The sequence below is a fragment of the Paracoccus jiaweipingae genome (genome assembly GCF_044335505.1).
Classification (GTDB): domain Bacteria; phylum Pseudomonadota; class Alphaproteobacteria; order Rhodobacterales; family Rhodobacteraceae; genus Paracoccus.
This window is the reverse complement of the sequence record NZ_JBISBS010000002.1, coordinates 537,138-551,690: the sequence shown is the minus strand read 5'-3', so window position 1 is coordinate 551,690 and position 14,553 is coordinate 537,138. Positions and strand designations below refer to the sequence as shown.

General features: G+C 65.4%; 19 protein-coding genes. 5 read left to right on the top strand and 14 right to left on the bottom strand.

The window, feature by feature from the left end; translation table 11 throughout:
• Positions 1-154: 154 nt before the first annotated feature.
• The 10 genes from ACFXP9_RS06115 to ACFXP9_RS06070 are packed head-to-tail and all read right to left on the bottom strand — an operon-like array spanning position 155 to position 5,693.
• Positions 155-1,156: a glycosyltransferase gene (locus tag ACFXP9_RS06115; protein WP_397209013.1), complete on the bottom strand. Its 1,002-nt coding sequence runs from the start codon at positions 1,154-1,156 to the stop codon at positions 155-157.
• Positions 1,156-1,701 carry a hypothetical protein gene (locus tag ACFXP9_RS06110; protein ID WP_397209012.1) on the bottom strand — a complete coding sequence of 182 codons (546 nt, stop codon included), beginning with the start codon at positions 1,699-1,701 and terminating at the stop codon, positions 1,156-1,158. The genes ACFXP9_RS06115 and ACFXP9_RS06110 overlap by 1 nt, the downstream gene beginning before the upstream one ends.
• 10 nt (positions 1,702-1,711) lie before the next feature.
• Positions 1,712-2,440, bottom strand: coding sequence for a flagellar basal body L-ring protein FlgH (gene flgH, locus ACFXP9_RS06105; protein WP_397209011.1), 729 nt, complete (start codon positions 2,438-2,440; stop codon positions 1,712-1,714).
• Positions 2,437-2,838, bottom strand: a complete 402-nt coding sequence (gene flgA, locus ACFXP9_RS06100) for a flagellar basal body P-ring formation chaperone FlgA (RefSeq protein ID WP_397209010.1) — start codon at positions 2,836-2,838, stop codon at positions 2,437-2,439. Before flgA ends, flgH begins: the two co-directional genes overlap by 4 nt.
• Positions 2,838-3,623, bottom strand: a complete 786-nt coding sequence (gene flgG, locus ACFXP9_RS06095; protein ID WP_397209009.1) for a flagellar basal-body rod protein FlgG — start codon at positions 3,621-3,623, stop codon at positions 2,838-2,840. The genes flgA and flgG overlap by 1 nt, the downstream gene beginning before the upstream one ends.
• A gap of 11 nt (positions 3,624-3,634) precedes the next feature.
• The gene (locus ACFXP9_RS06090) at positions 3,635-4,351 is read right to left on the bottom strand and encodes a flagellar hook-basal body complex protein (protein WP_397209008.1); all 717 of its coding nucleotides are present in this window, start codon (positions 4,349-4,351) and stop codon (positions 3,635-3,637) included.
• Complete coding sequence (locus ACFXP9_RS06085; RefSeq protein ID WP_397209007.1) at positions 4,351-4,620, bottom strand: flagellar biosynthetic protein FliQ; 270 nt, start codon at positions 4,618-4,620, stop codon at positions 4,351-4,353. Before ACFXP9_RS06085 ends, ACFXP9_RS06090 begins: the two co-directional genes overlap by 1 nt.
• 5 nt (positions 4,621-4,625) lie before the next feature.
• Positions 4,626-4,892, bottom strand: a complete 267-nt coding sequence (locus tag ACFXP9_RS06080) for a flagellar hook-basal body complex protein FliE (protein ID WP_397209006.1) — start codon at positions 4,890-4,892, stop codon at positions 4,626-4,628.
• 21 nt (positions 4,893-4,913) lie between these two features.
• Positions 4,914-5,303 (bottom strand): flagellar basal body rod protein FlgC, encoded by a 390-nt coding sequence (flgC, locus tag ACFXP9_RS06075; protein WP_397209005.1) that lies wholly within the window; start codon positions 5,301-5,303, stop codon positions 4,914-4,916.
• A gap of 3 nt (positions 5,304-5,306) precedes the next feature.
• Positions 5,307-5,693 carry a FlgB family protein gene (locus tag ACFXP9_RS06070; RefSeq protein WP_397209004.1) on the bottom strand — a complete coding sequence of 129 codons (387 nt, stop codon included), beginning with the start codon at positions 5,691-5,693 and terminating at the stop codon, positions 5,307-5,309.
• Positions 5,694-5,796: 103 nt separating this feature from the next.
• Here ACFXP9_RS06070 and ACFXP9_RS06065 point away from each other — a divergent pair, with 103 nt between their 5' ends.
• Positions 5,797-7,152, top strand: coding sequence for a FliI/YscN family ATPase (locus tag ACFXP9_RS06065; RefSeq protein ID WP_397210056.1), 1,356 nt, complete (start codon positions 5,797-5,799; stop codon positions 7,150-7,152).
• 139 nt (positions 7,153-7,291) lie between these two features.
• Positions 7,292-8,023, top strand: a complete 732-nt coding sequence (locus ACFXP9_RS06060; protein WP_397209003.1) for a Crp/Fnr family transcriptional regulator — start codon at positions 7,292-7,294, stop codon at positions 8,021-8,023.
• A gap of 15 nt (positions 8,024-8,038) precedes the next feature.
• Here ACFXP9_RS06060 and ACFXP9_RS06055 read toward each other — a convergent pair whose 3' ends face one another.
• Positions 8,039-8,989: an extensin-like domain-containing protein gene (locus tag ACFXP9_RS06055; RefSeq protein WP_397209002.1), complete on the bottom strand. Its 951-nt coding sequence runs from the start codon at positions 8,987-8,989 to the stop codon at positions 8,039-8,041.
• Positions 8,989-10,239 carry a L,D-transpeptidase family protein gene (locus ACFXP9_RS06050; RefSeq protein ID WP_397209001.1) on the bottom strand — a complete coding sequence of 417 codons (1,251 nt, stop codon included), beginning with the start codon at positions 10,237-10,239 and terminating at the stop codon, positions 8,989-8,991. Before ACFXP9_RS06050 ends, ACFXP9_RS06055 begins: the two co-directional genes overlap by 1 nt.
• A gap of 207 nt (positions 10,240-10,446) precedes the next feature.
• On the opposite strand from ACFXP9_RS06050, the gene ACFXP9_RS06045 reads away from it, so the two are divergent.
• Positions 10,447-11,427 carry an NAD(P)H-dependent flavin oxidoreductase gene (locus ACFXP9_RS06045; RefSeq protein ID WP_397209000.1) on the top strand — a complete coding sequence of 327 codons (981 nt, stop codon included), beginning with the start codon at positions 10,447-10,449 and terminating at the stop codon, positions 11,425-11,427.
• 175 nt (positions 11,428-11,602) lie between these two features.
• On the opposite strand, the gene ACFXP9_RS06040 is transcribed toward ACFXP9_RS06045, so the two are convergent.
• Both ACFXP9_RS06040 and ACFXP9_RS06035 read right to left on the bottom strand, forming a co-directional pair.
• A complete protein-coding gene (locus ACFXP9_RS06040; RefSeq protein ID WP_397210052.1) occupies positions 11,603-11,767 on the bottom strand; it encodes a hypothetical protein in 165 nt (54 codons plus the stop codon).
• Positions 11,764-12,348 carry a GntR family transcriptional regulator gene (locus ACFXP9_RS06035; protein WP_397210050.1) on the bottom strand — a complete coding sequence of 195 codons (585 nt, stop codon included), beginning with the start codon at positions 12,346-12,348 and terminating at the stop codon, positions 11,764-11,766. The genes ACFXP9_RS06040 and ACFXP9_RS06035 overlap by 4 nt, the downstream gene beginning before the upstream one ends.
• 316 nt (positions 12,349-12,664) lie before the next feature.
• Here ACFXP9_RS06035 and ACFXP9_RS06030 point away from each other — a divergent pair, with 316 nt between their 5' ends.
• Together ACFXP9_RS06030 and ACFXP9_RS06025 are read left to right on the top strand one after the other, a co-directional pair.
• Positions 12,665-13,303: a ribonuclease HII gene (locus tag ACFXP9_RS06030; RefSeq protein ID WP_397209016.1), complete on the top strand. Its 639-nt coding sequence runs from the start codon at positions 12,665-12,667 to the stop codon at positions 13,301-13,303.
• A gap of 90 nt (positions 13,304-13,393) precedes the next feature.
• A complete protein-coding gene (locus ACFXP9_RS06025) occupies positions 13,394-14,524 on the top strand; it encodes a site-specific DNA-methyltransferase (RefSeq protein ID WP_397208998.1) in 1,131 nt (376 codons plus the stop codon).
• Positions 14,525-14,553: the final 29 nt, after the last annotated feature.

The window sequence follows — 14,553 nt, the reverse complement described above, 5'->3', positions numbered from 1 at the left end:
TCACCCGCGAAGACCTCATCAAACGCGCAGACCTTTGCGGAAAAAACCAATACGGAAAATATCTGAAAAATCTGGCGCGATAGGTTATCGCGGCCATCACCATCCCAGCGACCTGACTTGCGTCGCCCGGTGGATGCCGTCTGCGATGGTGCTGTCAGTCCCGGCGATTTTCAGCGCGGACGCGCATCGCCCCCAATGCCGCCGCCAGAAACAGCGCCGCGCTGCCGCTGCGGGTCTGGCGATACAGACCCAGCTGCCACAGACGCCATGCAGCAACCGGTCCGGGTTGCGCCAGCGCCGCGGTCAGTTGTCCCAGCATGGCGCGGTTCCGCGCCGGAACCAGACATTCATAAGCGCGTAACGCCGCCAGATTGCGCGCCATCCAGCCGCCGAAACGGCCATTGGTCAGCATCGCAAAACGCGCGGCCATACCGCGCAGGGTGTCATTGCGCCCGACCTCGTTTCCGTCATGCTGTCGATACAACAGCACCGGGTCTTCGTCGCGCAGCAGCGCCCCGCCGCAGGCCGACACCACCAGTGCGGTCCACCAGTCATGCGACACCACCCCCAGCGCCGCCGCCTGCGTCGCGCCCTGTTGCAACAGCGCCACCGCAGCGGGGTTGGCCAGCATTGTGTTGCCGCCAAAGGGCACCTGCACCAGCACATTTTCCAGCCGCAGCGGGCGGGCAAAGCGCCGCGACACCTTCTGCGGGCGCAGCGCGGCATCGCTGATCAGGGTGCTGGCGCCATACAGGGCCGGCCCTTGGGCCGTTGTCAGCCGTGCCCATGCGCGGGCCAGCTTGTCCTCAAGCCAGACATCGTCCTGATCGCAAAAGGCCAGCGCTTCGCCGGGGGCAACATGGCTAATCAGATGCAGGAAATTCGCGCTGGCCCCCTGACGCGGACCCGCCAGCACGGTCACCTTTCCGGGAAAGCGCTGTGCAAAGCCCTCCAACAAGCTGATGGTGTCGTCTGTCGAGCCGTCGTCAGAGGCAATCAGCCGCCAGGGCACAGCGCGTTGCGCGGCGATGCTGTCAAGCTGGGCTTGCAGAAACGGCGCCCCGTTGCGGGTCGCCAGCAGGATGGCTGTGGTTGGCGGCGCGGCTTTCATGACCGTGCTATAGGCGTTTTGGCGCGCGCCTGCCATCCGTTGCATCAGGGCTTCTGCTTGACGATATCTTCGATCAGAACGGCATGAACCAGATCGCCCGAAACCTGTTGGGCCGCGACCAGCAATTCGCGCCGCAACGCCTGCAAATGCGCCTCGGAAGTAAAGTTGCCATCGAAGCCGCCGCTGTTGGCATGGATCAGCATCTGCCGCAGCAGCGCGTCACGCAGGCGATGTTCCTGACGGTAAACCTCTTCCTCGGCGGATTTGGGCATCTCGATCGTGGCCGTGACGACCATGATATCCGCCACCTGACCCTGACGGATCAGGGGGATGAAAAACTGGCTGGGAAACCGATACCAGGACAAGGCGTCAGGGTTACCCCCATCGCCGTGATCATCCCCGTGACCATCGTCATGTCCGGCGTCACCGCCATGGCCGTCATCGCCGTGACTGTCAGCGTCTTTCTTTTCCGCCGTTGAATGATCTTTGGCAGCGCTGTCGCTTTCGGACGGACCCGCCAGCATTCCGCCCGCGAAACCGCCACCCAAGAATGCCAGCACCGGCAGCACGATCAGAAGGATCTTTTTCATATCTTGCACCTTAATACGGCAGAAGGATGTCAGCGATCTGCTGGCCATAGCGGGGCTGTTGCACGTCGCTGATCTGGCCTTCCCCCCCGTAGGAGATCCGCGCGCCGGCGATGCGGTCATAACGGATCTCGTTATTGCGGTCGATGTCCATCGGGCGGACAAAGCCGCTGACGGTCAGGTCGCGCATTTCGTAATTTACGCGAACCTGCTGGGTGCCCTGAATGTGCAAGACGCCGTTGGGCAGCCGGTCCAGCACCGTGGCGGCAACGCGCAGCGTCAGCTTTTCGCGACGCGAGACGCTGCCGGTGCCCTTGAAGGTCGAGGCCGATTTGCCTTCGACCAGCGGGTCGACCGTCGCCCCCTCGGGCAGTTGGCGTTGCAGGCGCTGGGGCAGGCCGGCAAGCTGCGAAATGCCCATCTTGTCCGACGCATTGCGCGATCGCCCCGAGGTGTTGCTCATCTCGGCGCGGTCGTCGATTTCGATTACCACGGTCAGAATATCGCCCCGCGCCACCGCACGGCGGTCACCGACAATGGAATGCTGCGGTCCCTGCCACAGCGACGCCCCGCGTGCCGGGGGCTGTGCCGCCAGCGAGAAATCGAGTTCGGGGTTGGCCATGGCCTCGAATTCGGCCGAGGCGCGCTGCTCGTCCAGCGCCGGGGGCCGGCCGATATTGGCGACGCGCCCGCAGGCCGACAGCGCGCCCAGAACGGCCAGTGTGACAAACAGTCTTTTCATTTCCGGTCCTCCGGCGGGTTGGTCGAGACACTGCCATCCGCCGTGACATAGCCCGAGATCGTGTTGCGCGAGGTCAGGTTCATCAGCCGGATCCGCTGACCTGCCGCGCCGGGTTCCAGGGCGCGGGCCTCGGTGGTGATGTCGATGCCGCCCTTGTGAAAGCGCACGGTGACCAGATCGTTGCGGTCAATCAGCAGCGGCGGCCGCAATTGCGCAGGGTTGATGGGGCGGCCTTCATAGACCGTCATGCGGGTTTGCAACCCGACGGCGTGACGGGCCTCGTCGCCATCTGCGATGATGTCGGCGGCGGCCAGAACGGTGCCGGCGGGCAGTGTGCGCGCCGCGGTCAGCGCCGATGCCGGCAGCGCGGTCAGGGCCAGCAGAACGATCCAGCGCATCACCGCACCTGCACGGTTGCGCCAAGCATCTGGTCGGCGGCGGTGATGACCTTGGCATTCATTTCATAGCCCCGCTGTGCCTTGATCAGTTCGGTGATTTCGCGCACCGCATCGACCGAGCTTTCCTCCAGATAGCCCTGCCGCAGGGTTCCCAGCCCCTCGGTTCCGGGGTTGGCGGTTTGCGGAGCGCCCGAAGCGGGGGTTTCCAGAAACAGGTTCGAGCCGATCGCTTCCAGCCCCTTTTCATTGGTGAACTGGGTCAGGGTGAACTGGCCCATCAATTCGGGTTCGATGCGGTCGTTGAAATAGGCATAAACCTCGCCCGCGGCATTGATCGAGATCGAGCGCGCATCCGACGGCACGGTGATTTCGGGCATGACGGGATAGCCGTCCGAGGTCACCACCAGCCCCTCGGCCGAGCGTTTCAGGCTGCCGTCGCGGGTATATCCCGAGGCGCCCGAGGGCATCCGCACCTCCAGATAGCCATGCCCGTCAATCGCCACATCCAGATCGTTATTGGTCTGATTCAGCGACCCCTGGGCAATGCTGACGGTCACGGCGCTGGGGCGCACCCCCAGACCAAGCTGAACCCCGGCTGGCACCATGGTGCCATCAGCGGCGGTAATCGCACCGGGGCGGGCGGCCTGCTGGTAATGCAGATCCGCGAATTCGGCGCGGCGGGCATTGTAACCGGTGGTGGACATGTTCGCCAGGTTGTTCGAGATCACCTCGACGCGGGTCTGCTGGGCGCTCATGCCGGTGGCGGCGATTTGCAGTGCTTTCATGATGTATCCTTTCAGCGCGTCATCGAGGTGATGGCGTTACGGATGCGCTGGTCCTCGCGTTCCAGCATGGCCTGCCCCATTTCGTAGGCGCGCTGGACCTCGATCATGCGCGAGATTTCGAACATCGGATCGACATTCGAGCCTTCCAAAAACCCCTGCCGAAGGCGGGCATCCGCTGCGGGTTCGGCCTCGCCCTCGAAGCTGAAGCTGGTGCCGCCCTGATGCAGGATGCTGTTTGGGTCGGACGGGCGGAACAGGCCGATGCGGGCAATGGGAACGGCGTTGGCGGTGATGGTGCCATCCGGCCCGACCGAGACCGCGCCGGGGTTCTGCGGCAGGGTGATCGGGGCCCGACCCTCGTCCAGGACGCGATGGCCGTCGGGGGTGACAAGCTCGCCCTCGGGCGAGGTCAGGAAATTGCCGGCGCGGGTCAGGCGCGGACCGTCCGGGGTTTCGATCATGAAGAAACCCTCGCCCTCGATCCCCATATCCAGCGGGCCGTTTGTCTGTGACAGCCCGGCCTGCGTCAGATCGACCAGCCGTCCGCGGGCATTGGCCATCGACAGCGTTTCGCCGGTTGAATCGAGCGATTTCATATATTCCGAAAACACCACACCTTCACGCCGGAACCCGGTGGTATCGGCATTGGCGATGTTGTTGGCGATGACCCGCATTTCGCGCATCAGGCCGGATTGGCGGGTCAGCGAGGTATAGATCGCATTGTCCATCAGGGGGCTTCCTCGATCAGGGGGATGATCTGGTCGGTGTAAAAGCTGCTGAGCGTGGTGGTCATGAAGCTCATCGTGACCCAGAACACGGCCAGCATCAGGCCGACCTTGGGCACGAAAGTCAGGGTCATTTCCTGAATCGAGGTCAGCGCCTGAAACAGGCCGATAATGACACCGGCAACCAGCGCCACGACCAGCAGCGGCGATGAAATCACCACTGCCACCCACAGGCTTTGCCGCACGATGTCGAAGATCAGATTGTCGGTCATGGCGATCAGACCGGCATCCGCATCAGTTCCTGATAAGCCTCGACAACCTTGTCCCGGATGGCGACGGCGGTTTCCAGCGCCAGCTCTGCCTCGGCGATGGATTGCACCAGCTGCGGGGTGTCGGTTTTACCGGTCATGGCGCCGATAGCGGCCTGATCGGCCTGTTGCAGCACCTGTTCGAACGAGGTTTTTTCGGTGGCCTCGCCAGGGCGCGGGCCCAGATGCTGTTGGGCGGCGCGGAAGGCATTGGCGGCGTTGGTTGCGGTGATCATGGATTCTCCTATGTCAGCGGGTTATCGGCGGATGAGGTCCAGTAAAGAGCTGCTCATCTGGCGGGATTGTTCAAAGACGCGCAGATTGGCCTCGTAGCTGCGGCTGGCCTCACGCGTGTCTGCGATCTCGACGATCAGGTTGACGTTCGAGCCTTCGTAATAGCCATCCGGCCCGGCCATCGGATGTGCGGGGTCATAGACCCGTTCCGGCGCCGTCCGGTCCAGCCGTGTCGGGCTGGGCTGAACCCGGCCGGTTGCACGCCCGAAATCCACCTCCGGCTCGAAGCCGACCAGCTTGCGGTGATAGCCGGGGGTGTCGGCATTGGCGATGTTTTCGGCGCTGTGCCGCAGGCGGACGCTTTGCGCGCGCATCCCCGAGGCCGCCAGTTCAAGCGCAGAGAGGTCTGACATCTGTTACCCCCTGCGGCCAAGGCTGGTGCGCAGCAGCGTCAGCGACGATTTATAAACCGTCACCGCCAGATCATGCTGTTTGCGGATCTGGGCCTGTCGCAACATTTCACCCTCAAGCGAGACGGTGTTTCCGTTGGGCGAAGGTTCGCCGCCGGCATCAATGATGCGGTCCGTCAGGTCCGGCCCCGCCCCGGCCAGATGCCGGGGGTCGGTGCGCCGCAAGGTAACATCGCCCGCGCGTGCATAAGATTCGGTGAAATCGCGCAGATCGCCGGCGCGATAGCCCGGCGTATCGGCATTGGCCACGTTGCGGGCCATGATCGCCTGACGGGCCGTGGCATGACCGGTCAGCGCACGGGCCATGCGAAAGGTGTCGAGTTGATCAAACAAGGCTTTCTCCTCATTGCGATAAACCCTGTCTTAACCCCAATAGGTTTATAAACCCTTTCGAGCCGGGTGATTCCGGCAACCGGAGGGCGAAAAATTGGATAAAATTGACTCGATCTCGGCGGAAATCGCGCGGCTGCGGCTGGCGCGGCATTTTGGGCGGGTGACGCGGATATGGGCCGGGCTGGTGCATGTATCTGGGCTGGATGGGCACGCATCCGTTGGGGATCGTGTTGTTTTTTCAACAAGTTGCGGTGACCCCCTGCATGGCGAGGTGCTGGCGCTGTCACAGGGCGATGCGGTGATTCTGGCCGAAGGGCCGCTGGAAGGGCTGGCGATTGGCGATGCGGTCGAATTGTTATTCGCGCCGCGAATCGCCCCGGATGATTCGTGGATCGGTCGGGTGGTCGACCCGTTCGGTCAGCCGCTTGACGGGCGGGTGCTGCGGCAGGGCCGGGCCAGCCGGGGCTATCGCCGCCCGCCGCCGCCCGCCGCCTCGCGCAAGCGGCTGGGGGCGCGCATGGCCACCGGGATGGCGGTGTTCGACACGCTTCTGCCGCTGGTTCAGGGCCAGCGGATCGGCCTGTTCGCCGGGTCGGGGGTGGGGAAATCGACGCTGCTGTCGAACCTTGCCCGCGGGGTCGAGGCCGATGTCATCGTGATCGCGATGATTGGCGAGCGTGGGCGCGAATTGCGCGAATTCGTCGAATCAGTTCTGGGGCCGCAGGGGATGGCGCGGTCGGTTGTGGTGGCGGCGACCTCGGACCAGTCGCCGCTGGTGCGGCGGCGCTGCGCCTGGGCCGCGATGAGCGTGGCCGAACATTTCCGCGATGCGGGCAAGCATGTGCTGTTTCTGGCCGATTCCATCACCCGCTTTGCCGAGGCGCATCGCGAAATCGCGCTGGCGGGCGGGGAATCGGCCAGCGACCGGGGGTTCCCGCCCTCGACCTCGAACCTGATCATGGGGCTGGCGGAGCGCGCCGGTCCCGGACCCGAGGGCAGTGGCGACATTACCGGCATCTTCAGTGTTCTGGTGGCCGGGTCCGACATGGACGAGCCGGTGGCCGATATTCTGCGCGGCGTTCTGGACGGCCATGTGGTGATGGACCGCGCCATTGCCGAACGCGGGCGCTTTCCGGCGATTGATGTGCTGCGCTCGGTCTCGCGGTCCTTGCCGGGGGCGGCCAGCGACCCCGAGAACGAGCTGATCCGCAAGGCCCGCGCCACGCTGGGGGCCTACGCCGAATCCGAGACGATGATCAAGGCGGGGCTTTATGCCGCAGGCAGCGACCCGATGCTGGACGAGGCGGTGCAGATCTGGCCTGCGCTGGACGCTTTTGTGGGGCGCAAATCGCCCGATGGCGTCACTGACAGTTTCGCGGCACTGGCGGCGGCATTGAAACCCCCGGCGGGTCGCGCGCGTTCGGGGTCGTCCGTGCAGCATCCGGGACGGCGCAGATAGCGGGCTGAAACCGCGTATTTTTCCGTGTCGCCGGGGCTGCTTAATGATTGTTAAGGCGACCTTGTCCGGCATTGCGCCGCCGGGGCCGATTTGACAGGTTCCGGCAACCGCGCAAAGACGCAGACAGGGGGAAAATGTCATGGCGATTACCGATTTCTTCATTCGGTATCTTGAGCGGCGTGACGATCTGGATACGGCTGACATCCGGCGGCTTCAGACCCTGCCCACGCAAAAAGTCGCCTTCGCCCCCGGCGAGGTGGTGGTTCCCGCCGGGATGATCGCGACGCGCAGTTGCATGATGTTAAGCGGCATGACCGCGCGGTCGCACCGGCTGGTCGGGCGCCCCGAGGGGCGGGTGATCACCGCGCTGCATGTGCCGGGCGATTTCGTTGACCTGCACGGCTTTGTTCTGGCCGGTCTGGAACATACTGTCGTTGCCATGGGGCAGGTGGTGGTCGAATTTGTCGACCATGACGAGCTGACCGAAATCACCGAGAATTACCCGCATCTGTCGCGCCTGTTATGGATGTCGACGGTAATTGATGCGGCGATTCACCGGCAATGGCTGGTGGCGGCGGCCTCGCTGCGGTCCAGCGCGCATCTGGCGCATCTGCTGTGCGAATTGTTCACCCGGCTCAGCCTGGTGGGTGCGGCGACCGATGACCGTTTTGTCCTGCCGCTGTTACAGCGGGAACTGGCGGATCTGCTGGGTTACAGCCCGATCCACGTCAACCGCGCGGTGCGTGACCTGCGCGACCGCGCGCTGGTGCGCTGGTCCGGGACCGAGGTGCAGATCCTGAACTGGGAAGGGCTGGTGCGGCTGGCCCGGTTCGACCCGGCCTATCTGGACATCGAAAAGATGCGCCGCTGACCGCCTGACGGGCGGTTACTGGCACAGCCGCCAGCCGCCCTTGCGCGCCGCCAGATCCAGATGCAGGTGGTCGTCATGGGCGGCATTGCTGCCCGGTCCCAGAACGGTGGTGAAATACAGGCAGGCCGCACCCCGCACGGCGCGCTGAAAGGCCTCGGCCATGTCGCCGCTGTCCTGACGCGGGCTGACGGGCAGGTCGTCGCGGCCTTCAAAGCGAAAGGCCATAACGTCAAAGGCATTCCCCAGCGCGTGCTGCGAGATCCGGTCCTGACCGCTGCCCACCCGCATCCGGCACTTATAGGTCGATCCGGGGACAAGCCCCGTCAGCCGTGGCGACCCGGGCAGATGCTGTGCCGCGGGCTGGACGAAATCGCGGGTCCACAGCCCCAGTGCCAGCGCCAGATCACAGCGCATCAGTGCGCCGCCGGGGATGTCCACACCCGGCACCACCTGCATCAGCCGGATCGGCCGGGCAATGCCGCAATCGCGGTCCTGCGGGTCGCTGACCGGCGCGGTGGCCTGCCATTTTGCCCCCAGCGCGAACAGACCCAGCCGACAGGCGGCGTGATCAAAATCGCTTTCCCGCAGCGCCTGCCATGCGGGCGGCGCAGGGGGCGGGGCGGTGTCAGGGTCGGCTGACCTGCCGGGCGTGGCGGCGTCCGGGCTGACCTCGGGTGGGGCGGCGCTGTCAGGTTCGGGGTCGGCTTGGGCGGCGGTGCCGGGCGGTGCGGGCTTGGGGGGTGCGGGCTTGGGCGGCGGGGGCTTGGGTGCCGCCGACAGGGCGATGCCTGACGGCGCGCTGGCGGGTGCCTGCGGCGGTGCTGCACCGGGTATGGCCTGTGGCTGCTGGGGCCGCTGTGGCGGGCGCTGTTGGGCCGCGCCGGGCAGGGCCGGTGCCACGGCCATCGCCGCCAGCAGCAGCCAGCGCGCCGCCCCACCCGCCGCCGGGACCGGCCCGCAAACCATCAGCGTGGGGCCGGCTGGCTGGCGGAGGGGACCGGCGCCGCAGTGCCATCCAGCGCGGCGGCGCCGACCGCATCGGTCCCCTGCGCCGGGCGCAGCCGCGGTGCCGGCACCGGCCTGCGGGCCGAGGACAGCGCCGAAACCGGGCCGTTTTCCCGAAGGCTGAGGCGTGAAGGCGCTGCCCCCGCGTCTGCCGCCGCATCGGCCGGGGCATCGGCCAGCGGCAGGAAATCGACCGTGGTCACGCCCGGCTGGACCATATGCGCCAGTTCGCGCGCGTCCCAGTTGGTCAGCCGCACACAGCCATGCGACTGGCTGACGAACAGCCGCGCCGGGGTGGCGGTGCCGTGGATGCCATAGGTCGGCTTGGTCAGCGCGATCCAGACATCGCCCACCGGCCCGTTCGGCCCCGGCGGGATCGACAGCACCTTGTCATTGTCGCCCTGCTTGAAATTGCGCGAGGGGTTGTAGGTATAAACCGGGTCCAGCGCGATGGCCCGCACCTTGTAAGACCCCGAGGGCGAGGGCGTATCGGTCGACCCGATCGTCGCCGGGTAATCCACCAAGATCTGGCCGTTGGCATCGTAACCGGTCACGCGGCGCCTGTCCTTGTCGACGCTGACGCGGGCGACGGTGCCGCGCCGTTCGGGGCCGGGGTCGGTGACGGTGATCGTCTCGCCGGGCAGGATGGGAATGCCGGGGTTCAGATAGGTCAGGAATTTTTCGTCCATGTGGAACCGCTCGGCCAGCTTTTCGGCAATGCTGGTATAGCCCTGGGTGCTCATCTGCGCTTTTTGCGCGTAATCGGACGGGATGTTGGGCACCAGCCCCTGCGCATCGGCGGGGGTGATGGTATAGCTGCGGGTGATCGGCGCGACCGCATAGGCGCCAAGCAGATCCCAGACCTGAAGGTCCAGCACCCCGTCAACCCGCAGCCCGGCGCGGCGTTCGAAGGTCTCGATCGCGCTGCGGCTCATGCCGCCATTAAAGCCGTCGGTCACACCCGGCGAAATCCCGGCGCGGTCCAGCAGCACCTGTAACCGCGCCCCCAGTGCCGATTTTCCCGCTGGCATGGCGGTGCCGTCAAAACGCGCGGCCTCGATATCGGCGGCGGTAAAGCGCGGCGTGGCGGCTTGTGCGCCCGCCTGCGTTCCCGCCTGTGCCATGGCCTGCGTTGCCGCCATCGCCGGCAGGCACAGTATCAACGCAACCCGCGCCATGCGGGAAAATCGTGGCCTGTTGGGGTCGCGCATCCGGGTCTCCGTGGCTGATGCTGTGGCGGAAACCTGCTTATAGCCGGGCCGCGCCGGCGGCGCCACGGGGGGTGCCTCACAAGCCGGTGACGTGGCGCGGCGTGACGCAACGCGCCGCTGCGGCAGGCGGCGGTGACGGCATGCGCCGTCTTGCGCCGCCGCGCGCTTCGCGGCAGCCTTGGCCGGTATCACAAGCCGGAGGCCCCGATGACCCCTTTCCCCCAGACCGCGCTGACCCGCCGCATTCCACTGGCGGCCCCTGTTCTGGCCGGTGGCCTGATGTGGCTGGCCGATGCGGGCTATGTCGCGGCCTGTGCGCGGGCGGGGATTCTGGGCTTTATCACCGCCGCCAGCTTTCCCGACCCTGATGATCTGCGCGACCAGATCCGCCGCTGCCGGGCCGAGGCCGATGGCCGGCCTTTCGGGGTCAATGTCTCGATGCTGCCCAAGCTGGTGCCGGGCGAAAAAACGGCGGATGTGTTCCGCCTGATCGTCGATGAGGGCGTGGATTATATCGAAACCTCGGGGCGGTCCCCCGAGGAATACATGCCGATCATCCGTCAGGGTAATGCGCTGTTGATCCACAAGGTTCCGGCGGTGCGCTATGCCGTCAGCGCACAGCGCGCCGGGGTCGATATGGTGTCGATCGTGGGGGCGGAATGCGGCGGTCATCCGGGGATGGACATGACCGGCACCATGGTCAATGCGGCCATGGCGGCGCGGGCGCTGGACATTCCCTTCCTGATCGGCGGCGGCATCGCGACCGGTGACCAGATCATCGCGGCACTGGCCATGGGCGCGGCGGGCGTGGTCATCGGCACCCGGTTTCTGGTCGCGGACGAGATCCCGGCCCATCCCGCCTTTAAACAGCGTATCGCGCAGGCGAATGAACGCGACACGGTGCTGACCATGCAGTCGGTGCGCAATACCGTGCGCACGCTGCGCAATGCCACCACCGATGCCGTGGCGCGGCTGGAACGTGAAAAGCCCGATGTCACCATTGCCGATCTGTTGCCGCTGGTATCGGGCCAGATCGCGCGGCAGGGTTATCGCAGCGGTGATGTGGAACAGGGGCTGTATGCGGCAGGGCAGGCGCTGGCGCTGACCCACAGCCCGCAGCCGCTGGCCGCGATTGTGAAGGGCCTGATTGCCGAGGCCGCGCAGGCCCGCGCCCGCATCTGCGGTTAAGGGGGGCGGGGGTGTGCGGCGCGGCGGGCTGGCCTCGAATTGCCGCTGGACCCGCCCTGACGTGCCGGTGAATGCCGCGCCCTGGCGGGGCAGGCTGGCGGCTGGCTGACAGGCTGGGTCTGGCAAATGGTGGCTGGCTGGCGCGGGCGATCCCGATGGTCAGGTGGGCTGGCGTTCAGATGGGCAGGTGCAACTGATGCGTGGGCGGAAAATACTGGCGCGTCAGGCTGATGGGTTGCGCGCCGGCCCAGTTGTCGGCCTCGATCACCAGCAGGGGCTGGCCCTTGGTGACCTGAAGGTTGCAGCAATCGGTGCGCGCGCTGTCGGGGTGGATGATCATATTGCCATGGGTGCGCCCGGATGGGTCAGCACCCATTCATTCGCGCTGATGCGGGTGAAATCCGGCTGCGGGTCACCGATCAGCGCCGGGTTGATCCAGCGATGTTCCACGCAATAGGGCGCGTCGTCGGCGGTAAACAGGCTGACCAGATACAAAAGCGGCGTCGCCTCGGGCAGGTGCAGCCGCTTGGCCACATCGGCGGGGGCGGGCACCGTGTCCTGTGTCAGCAGGCGATAAACGGCGGCCATGCCGGTCTTTTCGATCTGCGATGTCAGCATGGGCAGGCTGGCCAGCGCGCCCGGATCGGGCTGTGCGGCGACGCGGGTGCCGACCTTGCGGCGGCGTTCCAGAATGCCGCTGTCGGCCAGTTCGCGCAACGCACGGTTGACCGTCGCGCGGGCGCAGCCCAGTTCGGCGGCCAGTGCGTGTTCGGTGGGGATCATCTGGCCCGCCCCCCAGCGACCGGAACGGATGCGGTCCAGAACCTCGGCCTTGACGCTAAGCCAGGTGTGGGTCCGACGGACTTTGCCGCGTGTTCCGCCGGGCGCGGGAACAAGGCTGTGTACGGAAAACGTTTTCATTTTAAAAACCTGATCGACGAGTTTGGGGCATTGTGCCCGGTTCGTGATTATTGCCCCCCATCATCTGTGTGACACGTTCACCGGTCAGGAAGAACCTGTCCAAAAGGGCAGGGGGCCTTGTTCGACGTGGCCTGTTAACGCTGTCAGGCCGGTCAGACCATACTAAACCGTCGAGGCTGACGCTAACGTTAAATTGAACTGCCCGGTTTTGGCGTCTGTCCGGGGGTTCGGCTGTTGCCGTGACGTTGCGTCACCCCGACAGAGGGCGGCGGGGTTGCCTTGGCGCCCGGTTGCGGTCATTGCGGGCGGCATGGCTGTGATGACGACAATCCCCGATTTTTCCTTTGAACAGGCGGCGCTGGACGATGGCGCGCGCTGCATCGCCGGTGTGGACGAGGTCGGTCGCGGGCCGCTGGCCGGGCCGGTCACCGCCGCCGCGGTGATTCTGGACCCGCGACAGATCCCAGACGGGCTGAACGATTCCAAAAAATTGACCGCCGCCCGGCGCGAGGCGCTGGTGCAGCAGATCATGGATCAGACCGAATGGTCCGTTGCCCATGTCGATGTGGCAGATATCGACCGGCTGAACATCTTTCACGCCAGCCATCTGGCGATGTGCCGCGCGGTGGCGGGGCTGCCGCGCCGGCCCGACCTTGCGCTGATCGACGGCAATGTCGTGCCGCGCGATCTGGGCCTGCCGGGGCGGGCCATCGTCAAGGGCGATGCCCGGTCGCTGTCGATCGCGGCGGCGTCTGTGCTGGCCAAGGTGTTGCGTGATCGCATCATGGTTGATTTGGCGCAACAGCACCCCGGATATGGCTGGGAACAGAATGCGGGCTATCCGACGCCGGCGCATAAAAAGGCGCTGCTAGATTTGGGGGTGACCCCGCATCATAGGCGTTCCTTCGCACCCGTCCACAATATCTTGTGGCAAGGCAAAAACTCAACCCGTTGATTCAAAAAAGAAATTGACGGCGAATCATCTGTGACTCATCTTTAGGGGCAGACAGACGGCGCAAAGCCGCAGCACTTCCTTGAGGCCGAGATGAGCAAAACCGACACCAAACCCGCGTCCGCGCGGTCGCTTCCGCTGAACCAGATTCTGGCTGGCGACTGTATCGACATCATGAACAGCCTGCCCGCCGGCAGCGTCGATCTGATCTTTGCCGACCCGCCCTATAACCTGCAATTGCGCGGCGATCTGCATCGCCCCGACAACAGCAAGGTGGATGCGGTCGACGACCACTGGGACCAGTTCGACAGCTTTGCCGCCTATGACCGCTTTACCCGCGACTGGCTGGCGGCGGCGCGGCGGCTGCTGAAACCCAATGGCGCGATCTGGGTGATCGGCAGCTATCACAACGTGTTCCGCATGGGGGCCGAGCTTCAGAATCAGGGTTTCTGGATTCTGAACGACGTGGTGTGGCGCAAATCCAACCCGATGCCGAATTTTCGCGGCAAGCGCCTGACCAACGCCCATGAAACGCTGATCTGGGCCAGCAAATCCGAGGGCGCGAAATACACCTTCAACTATGAGGCGTTGAAATCGCTGAACGAGGGTGTGCAGATGCGCAGCGACTGGGTGCTGCCGATCTGTAACGGTGGCGAGCGTCTGAAAGACGACAATGGCGACAAGGCCCATCCCACGCAAAAGCCCGAATCGCTGTTGCACCGGGTGCTGGTCGGCACCACCAACCCCGGCGACGTGGTGCTGGACCCGTTCTTTGGCACCGGCACCACCGGCGCGGTGGCCAAGATGCTGGGGCGCGATTTCATCGGTATCGAGCGCGAGGACACCTATCGCGCCGCCGCCGAAAAGCGCCTGTCGCGGATTCGCCGCTTTGATTCCAGCGCGCTGTCCACCACCACCGGCAAACGCGCCGAACCGCGCGTGCCCTTTGGTCAGGTGGTCGAACGCGGCATGTTGCGTCCGGGCGAAGAGCTGTTTTCCATCGGCAACCGCCACAAGGCCAAGGTGCGCGCCGATGGCAGCCTGATCGGCAATGACGTCAAGGGCAGCATCCATCAGGTCGGTGCCAAGCTGGAAGGGGCGCCGTCCTGCAACGGCTGGACCTATTGGCATTTCAAGCGCGAAGGGCGCATGGTCCCCATCGACATCCTGCGCCAGCAGATCCGGGCCGAGATGTCGGCCGCCGATGCCCCCCGCGCCAATTAAGGTTTTTACGGTTTCGCCATGGTTCCGGC

Excerpts from the sequence above, each read along its gene's own strand:
- ACFXP9_RS06115 (WP_397209013.1), bottom strand. The coding sequence starts at position 1,156 with ATGCAACGGATGGCAGGCGCGCGCCAAAACGCCTATAGCACGGTCATG.
- ACFXP9_RS06110 (WP_397209012.1), bottom strand. The coding sequence starts at position 1,701 with ATGAAAAAGATCCTTCTGATCGTGCTGCCGGTGCTGGCATTCTTGGGT.
- flgH (WP_397209011.1), bottom strand. The coding sequence starts at position 2,440 with ATGAAAAGACTGTTTGTCACACTGGCCGTTCTGGGCGCGCTGTCGGCC.
- flgA (WP_397209010.1), bottom strand. The coding sequence starts at position 2,838 with ATGCGCTGGATCGTTCTGCTGGCCCTGACCGCGCTGCCGGCATCGGCG.
- flgG (WP_397209009.1), bottom strand. The coding sequence starts at position 3,623 with ATGAAAGCACTGCAAATCGCCGCCACCGGCATGAGCGCCCAGCAGACC.
- ACFXP9_RS06090 (WP_397209008.1), bottom strand. The coding sequence starts at position 4,351 with ATGGACAATGCGATCTATACCTCGCTGACCCGCCAATCCGGCCTGATG.
- ACFXP9_RS06085 (WP_397209007.1), bottom strand. The coding sequence starts at position 4,620 with ATGACCGACAATCTGATCTTCGACATCGTGCGGCAAAGCCTGTGGGTG.
- ACFXP9_RS06080 (WP_397209006.1), bottom strand. The coding sequence starts at position 4,892 with ATGATCACCGCAACCAACGCCGCCAATGCCTTCCGCGCCGCCCAACAG.
- flgC (WP_397209005.1), bottom strand. The coding sequence starts at position 5,303 with ATGTCAGACCTCTCTGCGCTTGAACTGGCGGCCTCGGGGATGCGCGCG.
- ACFXP9_RS06060 (WP_397209003.1), top strand. The coding sequence starts at position 7,292 with ATGGCGATTACCGATTTCTTCATTCGGTATCTTGAGCGGCGTGACGAT.
- ACFXP9_RS06055 (WP_397209002.1), bottom strand. The coding sequence starts at position 8,989 with ATGGTTTGCGGGCCGGTCCCGGCGGCGGGTGGGGCGGCGCGCTGGCTG.
- ACFXP9_RS06050 (WP_397209001.1), bottom strand. The coding sequence starts at position 10,239 with ATGCGCGACCCCAACAGGCCACGATTTTCCCGCATGGCGCGGGTTGCG.
- ACFXP9_RS06045 (WP_397209000.1), top strand. The coding sequence starts at position 10,447 with ATGACCCCTTTCCCCCAGACCGCGCTGACCCGCCGCATTCCACTGGCG.
- ACFXP9_RS06040 (WP_397210052.1), bottom strand. The coding sequence starts at position 11,767 with ATGATCATCCACCCCGACAGCGCGCGCACCGATTGCTGCAACCTTCAG.
- ACFXP9_RS06035 (WP_397210050.1), bottom strand. The coding sequence starts at position 12,348 with ATGAAAACGTTTTCCGTACACAGCCTTGTTCCCGCGCCCGGCGGAACA.
- ACFXP9_RS06025 (WP_397208998.1), top strand. The coding sequence starts at position 13,394 with ATGAGCAAAACCGACACCAAACCCGCGTCCGCGCGGTCGCTTCCGCTG.